At 57.9% G+C, this 6,786-nt stretch carries 8 protein-coding genes; 2 read left to right on the plus strand and 6 right to left on the minus strand.

The features are described 5' to 3' along the window. Window positions 1-86: 86 nt before the first annotated feature. Together DSM3645_RS05385 and DSM3645_RS05390 are read right to left on the minus strand one after the other, a co-directional pair. Window positions 87-470 carry a VOC family protein gene (locus tag DSM3645_RS05385; RefSeq protein ID WP_002651045.1) on the minus strand — a complete coding sequence of 128 codons (384 nt, stop codon included), beginning with the start codon at window positions 468-470 and terminating at the stop codon, window positions 87-89. Then, window positions 467-1,009: a type 1 glutamine amidotransferase domain-containing protein gene (locus DSM3645_RS05390; RefSeq protein WP_116344455.1), complete on the minus strand. Its 543-nt coding sequence runs from the start codon at window positions 1,007-1,009 to the stop codon at window positions 467-469. The genes DSM3645_RS05385 and DSM3645_RS05390 overlap by 4 nt, the downstream gene beginning before the upstream one ends. 150 nt (window positions 1,010-1,159) lie before the next feature. On the opposite strand from DSM3645_RS05390, the gene DSM3645_RS05395 reads away from it, so the two are divergent. Beyond that, window positions 1,160-1,933: a YceH family protein gene (locus DSM3645_RS05395; RefSeq protein WP_002651047.1), complete on the plus strand. Its 774-nt coding sequence runs from the start codon at window positions 1,160-1,162 to the stop codon at window positions 1,931-1,933. Window positions 1,934-2,050: 117 nt separating this feature from the next. Here DSM3645_RS05395 and DSM3645_RS27750 read toward each other — a convergent pair whose 3' ends face one another. The 4 genes from DSM3645_RS27750 to DSM3645_RS05415 all read right to left on the minus strand — a co-directional run bounded on the left by DSM3645_RS27750 (window position 2,051) and on the right by DSM3645_RS05415 (window position 6,018). After that, window positions 2,051-2,545, minus strand: a complete 495-nt coding sequence (locus DSM3645_RS27750; RefSeq protein ID WP_002651048.1) for a carboxypeptidase-like regulatory domain-containing protein — start codon at window positions 2,543-2,545, stop codon at window positions 2,051-2,053. A gap of 59 nt (window positions 2,546-2,604) precedes the next feature. Next, window positions 2,605-3,594: a DUF1559 domain-containing protein gene (locus DSM3645_RS05405; RefSeq protein ID WP_040351636.1), complete on the minus strand. Its 990-nt coding sequence runs from the start codon at window positions 3,592-3,594 to the stop codon at window positions 2,605-2,607. 281 nt (window positions 3,595-3,875) lie between these two features. Then, window positions 3,876-4,757, minus strand: coding sequence for a methylenetetrahydrofolate reductase [NAD(P)H] (metF, locus tag DSM3645_RS05410; RefSeq protein ID WP_002651050.1), 882 nt, complete (start codon window positions 4,755-4,757; stop codon window positions 3,876-3,878). Between the two features lie 13 nt (window positions 4,758-4,770). Beyond that, the gene (locus DSM3645_RS05415; RefSeq protein ID WP_002651051.1) at window positions 4,771-6,018 is read right to left on the minus strand and encodes a putative sugar nucleotidyl transferase; all 1,248 of its coding nucleotides are present in this window, start codon (window positions 6,016-6,018) and stop codon (window positions 4,771-4,773) included. A gap of 338 nt (window positions 6,019-6,356) precedes the next feature. On the opposite strand from DSM3645_RS05415, the gene DSM3645_RS30620 reads away from it, so the two are divergent. Beyond that, window positions 6,357-6,786 (plus strand): hypothetical protein (locus tag DSM3645_RS30620; protein WP_002651052.1); only part of this gene is annotated, 430 nt, incomplete at its 3' end.

The raw sequence follows: 6,786 nt of genomic DNA on the forward strand, positions 1-6,786 counted from the left end.
TTCGCCGCTCTAGCGCGAACTTCGTAAAGAGTAGGTCAAATTCTTGCCGAAGCTCCCTCCGCTTTTCCTTACAATCGGTGCAAGCGTTATTCGCGCACAAAATGATCGCGGTCGATCACTTCCCACATATAGCCAGTCGGATCTTGGAAAAAGAATCGCTCGAACGGCGTTTCGCGAATCGGCGGGATCACGGCGACGCCGGCCGCGGCCAGACGATCGCGAATCTCCGGCAGCTCGGCGGCGGGAAAGAAAAAGGCGAAATGACGCCCAAATTCTCGCTCAAACGGCGATACCTCAAACCCTTCGATCTGCAGCACATGCATCTGCTGATCCTGGCCGATGTCAAGCCAGATCGCCAAGACGTCCGTGTTGCCGGGAACGTTGAGTCGCCGCCAGCCGAAGACCTGCGTAAAGAACGACGCGGTTGTTTCGGCGTCGCGTGTCGCCAGCGTAAAGTGGGCCAGGCTCATTGCGCGGCGCCTGTCAGAACCTGCAAGATCCCGACGCAAAAGTCGGGCAAGTCGTCCGGCTTGCGGCTGGTGACATGATGCCGGTCGATCACGACCGACGCATCTTCCCAGATCGCACCGGCGTTGATCAGGTCATCTTTGATTCCCGGCGAACCGGTGGTGCGCACGCCTTGGTAAACGCCGGCCGAGATCGGCATCCAGCCGCCGTGACAGACGGCCGCGATCAGCTGTTGTTGTTGATCGAAATGGCGAATGATTTCTTTTACCTTGTCGTCGCGGCGCAGCTTGTCGGGCATGAATCCGCCGGGACAGATCACCCCGTCAAACTGGCTGGGATCAACGTCGGCGATCGAAATGTCGCTTTTCGCCGGATAGCCATGTTTGCCGGCGTAGGTGACGCCGGCTTCGGGACCGGCGAGAACCGACTGTGCGCCAGCTTCGATCAGCCGCAGGTGGGGATACCACAATTCCAGATCTTCATAAATATCGCCAACGAAAATGACGATTCGTTTGCCGGTCAGCGGTTTGCTTGCGTTCATCGCATCCTCGGTCTGTTTTATCGCGGGAAAAGAACCTTTGTACCGCGCGACCAATCGTCTGGCCATGCGTCGACTTGCACCAGCTTTCGCGGCGCACTATTCTGCGGCGTGACGAGATTTTGCACCCCGATAAGAAGGAGCTAGGGCCCGATGGACCAGGAAAACTCCGGCGGCGAAAAGCAATGGCGCCCCGTGACCGCAATTCAACGCCGCGTTTTGGGCGTGTTGATCGAAAAAGCGAAGACGACTCCCGACGCCTATCCGATGACGCTGAATGCGTTGACGACCGGTTGCAATCAAAAGAGCAATCGCGATCCGCAGATGAGTCTGGATACCGACGATATCGAGGAAGCGCTCGAGCAGCTCCGCGAGATGGGCGCCGTGGCCGAAGTGCACGGCGACGGCCGTGTGGTCAAGTTTCGTCATTACATGAAGGACTGGCTCCAATGCGAAGGAAACGAGCTGGCCATCATGGCCGAGCTGCTGCTCCGCGGTTCGCAAACGATCGGCGAGCTTCGCGGACGTGCGGCCCGGATGGGGAAGATCCCTGACATGACGACGCTGCAGCCGATCTTACTCGGCTTGCGAGAGAAAGGCCTGGTCGTCGCGCTGACGCCGGAAGGCCGCGGTCAGATCGTCACGCATGGACTTTTTCCAGAACGCGAGATGGCGGATCAACGCCGACAGTTTGGCGGCGGAAGCGAAATCACGACCCCCTTGTCGCAGCGCCCGGTAGTTCAGGCGCATCCGGTCGGCCAGAGCGGCGCAACTACCGTACCGTCCGCCAAGCCGCCGATCGAAGCGACGGATGGACCCAGTGAGAGCCCGCTGGTGCGCGAGCTGCGGAAAGAGATTGAGGATCTCAAAGGGGAGATGGGGCGGATGAAGAAGGATATTGAGGATCTGTGGTCGAACTTGGGGTAGGGGAGAGAGTGACCGCCGTGGAGTTTGGAGTGTGCCACGGCTCTGTGAGCGGCGCTGAAACGGGTACGCGCCGTGTAGCGCACGGGAGGTTGCCTCCCGCACATCCCTGCAAATTTGCTAATCCAAATGAAAGTCGATCGTATTCGATCCTTCTTGAACGTTCGCGGTGAGCACGGTTTGTTTCGAGGAGCAATATTTCATCGGCAGCATTTCTCTTCCGCCAACGATCACATCGGAGGATCGGTTATTCGCATACGGATTCGCCGCGTCTGCCGTATCCGCCGAGGGGGCAGGAGCTTGCTGTCGCTTCGCTTGCGCCGCGCTTCCGCGAGTCGAGATCACCACTTTGTATTCGCCAGGATGGATGCCGACGGTATCGACGTCAAACATCAATTCGTAGCGCCCGGCATCGTCGGTCTTGGCAATCGCGCCGCGCGGCCCCATGGGATCCGGTAGGAAACGGATATCTGCGAACGGCAGCGGCTCGCCTTGATAGGTGACGACGCCGGTCACGTGAGCGCCGATCGAGTCTTGGCAACCAGTCAGGCCCAGCGAAGCGAGGGCCAGCAGCGCGGCGAAGGTTGCGCCGCTGCTGTGACAAAAAGAGAACATGGAATCTCCTTACTGCTTATTCAGGAAGATCGAATCGACATCATGCCATACCACTGCGACTAAGGCAGATTTGCGACCTCGCCTCCGTTGCGTGAACCCAAGGCTTCATAGGTAAGTCCGTCGATCGTGTCGGAAATAAAGTGAACGGAGCCGTCTCCCAGCAAGAAATTGGCGCCGCCGGTGTGCAGACTGCCAGGCGTGTCCCATTGGTTGAGATCAATCCCGGTTGGCGTCACATTTAAGCGATAGGTGGGATCGGCATCGATGCCGGTCATCCCTTGGTTGAGAAAAGTCGCGTTGTCCGGACCCATCCAGTGCGACGCATTGCGCCCGTTGGGGATGGCCAATCCATCTCGCTCGGCGATCAAAAACGTATTGCTGGAGCCGTCGGTAATGCTGGCGAAATTTGTCTTGCTGTTGTGCCAGAAACAACCGTTATACTTCGCGTTGTAGCCCGATAGCGTGTAGCCGGGGATCGGAACGGCGCGGGTAGGCGTGTCCCGATCCGCGTCTCCAAGATCTTGTCCCGAGTAGCCTGATGCGGCGACGGCGACATAGTTGGACTTTCCATGTTTCCATTCGGGGAAGCCGGGAAAGTAATCGCCGGAAGTATCGCTGGGGCACATATAGCCCGGCACGAGATTCGAGGCCAGATTGCCGCTGGGATGCGACCACCACTGGAACGGAGTTTGGCGATCGAAATTGTTGAGATGTTCTGAGAGAAGATCGAAGAGCGTGTTTTGTTCAACATAGGGAAGTAAGAACGTGGACCAAAAGACGCCGTGATTGTTCCAGGTGCGCGTCGGCGTTGCTGCGCCCGGTAGATAAGGATCTTGCGTCAGCATGCCGGGCGGAAACTTGCCATAGGTATCGTGGTGATTGTGTAGGCCGATCCCGATCTGCTTCATGTTGTTGGTGCAACTCATTCGTCTAGCCGCTTCTCTCGCCTGTTGCACGGCAGGCAATAACAAGGCGATTAAGACCCCAATAATTGCGATGACGACGAGAAGTTCAACAAGCGTAAATCCAGATTTGATAGGCCGTGTCATTGCCGCCCTCTAGGAAAAATTATCAAAGTAAAGACTAATTTTCTAGAACGGATCGCATTCTACCTACTTGTGGAGGCGGCGCCACTATTTTTCGTACAATATCACGAAAAGTCCGAATGGCTCGCACGAGCTTATACGGCAGATCTCAGGGGATGAGATTTCTTGCGCTGTGTCGGCAAGCTCTCACGAAAAAAGAGCCCTGCATCGTTTAATGCAGGGCTCTTTTTCATGGGGGGCGTTCGTAGCTGGGCGCACGGCTCACCGAGCCGTGGCAGACGGAACTAAGACCGGCTCTTCGCGTAGCGAACGTTCGCCAGGATCGCGGCGGTCGCTTCCGAGCGATTCAGCACATAGAAGTGGAGTCCGGGGATGCCGGCTTCGGTGAGTTCTTCGATCTGTTTCGACGCGTATTCGACGCCGACTTGCATGTGGTAGTCGGTGTCTTCCGGTTTCTTCTGCAGCGCTTCGACCAGTGCGCGGGGGAACTTGGCTCCGCACATCGTCGCGATCCGCTGAATCTGGGCGCCGTTGACGATCGGGAAGATGCCGGGAATGATCGGCACGGTGATGCCGGCGGCGGCGCACTTTTCGCGGAACGCGTAGAAGTCTTGATTGCGGTAGAAGAGCTGCGTGATGATGATGTCGGCGCCGCAATCGACCTTGTGCTTCAAGCGATCGATGTCGACGTCGAGCGATTCGGCTTCTTGGTGTTTCTCGGGATAGCCGGCGACGGCGACGCCAAACTCTTGGAACTCGTCCTTGATTAGTTCGACCAGTTCGCTGGCGTAGCTGAGCCCTTTGGCGGTAGGGCGAAACTTCGTTTGACCTTGCGGGGGATCTCCACGCAGCGCGACGATGTAGTCGACTCCGCGGCGTTCCGCTTCGGCCAGGTAAAGCCGCAGATCACCGACGGTCGAGTCGACGAGCGTCAGGTGCGATGCGACCGGTACGCCGAAGACTTGCTTCACCTTCTCGACGATGTCGAGCGTCTTGCCGCGCGTCGAACCGCCGGCGCCGTAGGTGCATGTAATGTAGTCTGGTTTGAACTTCACCAGCTTCTCGACATGCAGCATCAGCGACGCGTCCCCCTTGTCGGTCTTGGGAGGGAAGAGTTCAAACGAGAGACCGAGTCGACCGGGCGAGTAATAGTCTGCGAGATTCATGGTAGGGCTTCGGTTAAAGAGCCAGCGGTTCGCCGGCTAGTTGCCGTTCGTCTTGAGTCAGTAAATACATATCGTGAATCAGCTGGATGTCGCACGCGCGCTGCGTCACGTTGCGCCGCAGGAACATCCGCTCTTGCGTCGCGATCATCACGTCCGCCGTCATCTCGGTCACCTGACCGAACAAGCGGGCATAGTTAACAAAGCTGGCGACGTTGGTCGTGACAAAGCCATACAGCATGCTGCAGACGCCGACCGTCTTGCCGGTGAATATGCCGGTGTTGATCGCCGTCTTGGCGTAGTCGCCGACGATCGCCCCCAGGAACTGCATCCCGGTGGCGACCTTCTCACCGCGGTACTCCATTTTCACCGTACCGTAGGTGTTCTTCAGGTCGCTGTTCGAGGTGCCGGCGCCCAAGTTGACCCAGCTCCCCAAGTAGCTATGCCCTAGGAAACCATGATGCTGTTTGTTGGAGTAAGGTTCGATCACGGTCCCTTCGACCTCGCCGCCGATTTTGGTCGTGTGGGCGAGGGAAACGGAATCTTTGATCGCCGAATGTTCCAGGATACGAGCGCCACGTCCAATATAAACGGGCCCCCGGACATAACAGTAGGGGCCGATGGTCGCATCCGGCTCGACGATGATCGGTCCGGTCGACGAATCCCAGACGACATGATCGCCGATTTGGGCCGAACCGGCTAAAAACAGGCCGTCCTGCTTTTCTTGATAGGCGCCTTCGCGTAGACGAAGTTCGAGATTGTCGGTGAACGTATCCAGATTCGCCTGGACGACGTCGTGCGGATAAGCGAACCAGGTGAGCTTGTGGCCCGCGGCCGGCAGTTTGGTGATTGCCGTGCTGCTGAGATAGTCACGCAGCTCGTAGGCGTTGGCCTCGCGGCCTGGAAGGGATGTATGGGCCGGCAATAGAGCGGCGAGCAAACGATCGCCGCTGTAGATGGCTCCCGGCTTGTTGGCGGCGGCCCACTCGATCAGCGCCAGTCGATTGGCGGCCGTCGGCGCAACGACCGCATTGAGCAGCAGCGTCGGCTGGGCGTTGTCGAGCGCGGTTTGATGCAACGCCGGGCGATCGCATTTTTGCAGTTCGATCAGATGAGGACGAACCACTCCACGGATGGCGTCGCTGCAGGGGGTCAGCAGATCAACCAGCGTGTAGCTAGCGCAGCTGATTGCATACGCCGGCCGACCGACCGTGATCGGATAGAGCTTGGCGACGGCGGCGTCTTCGAACAGGACGATATTCATGGGCAAGGGATTCATTCCCCCTCAGAAATCCGCGATTCTATGCGGGCAGGTCACAGCTTGCCGGCAAACTGTGGTTCAGCACGATACGATAGGCGCCCTGTGGGGGAGGGTCAACGGCGGCTCCCCTCTTTCCGGGCCGTCAACGGTCCGATTTTGCTGAAATTTAGCGTAGGCGGCGTCTTTGGACTGTTCCGACTGACCCGAATATCCGGCGCTCGAAGGCTGCGATCTACCGAAGGATACGAGAAAAAGCTATTGGTTTTGCCGTTATTATTCTGGGAATGATCTAGTTTTGGATTGATCATCCAACTTTGATCCTGCGAGGCGCGGCGGTAACTATGGAATCGGTTTCGACGATCCAGTTTTCAACATTTCTGATCGGCATGACCTGCGGCGTCTTTCCGCTGCTGGCGGGACTCTGGATCGGAATCAAGCTTATGCGCAACTCTCCATCGCCGGTCGAATCGTCGGCCGCCGAAGCGGAGAAAGCCGCCGTAATCTTGCAGCGCATGTCGCGATTCATGCATGGTCTGGCCGGTGATGTCCATGAGCAACGCGACGTGATGGCGACCATCGAAGAGCGGATCGATGACGCGCGGCGCACCCCGTCGGGATCGAAATCGCTAGAGCAAGCGATCGAATTGTTGACAATGATGAACGACGCTAACGATGCTCTCCAGGACCGTTTAAAGCGGGCCGAGACATTGATCAACGAACAGACCGAACAACTCGCGATGACCCTCTCGGAAGCTCGTACCGATAGTCTGA

The organism is Blastopirellula marina DSM 3645 (assembly GCF_000153105.1).
Lineage (GTDB): Bacteria > Planctomycetota > Planctomycetia > Pirellulales > Pirellulaceae > Blastopirellula > Blastopirellula marina.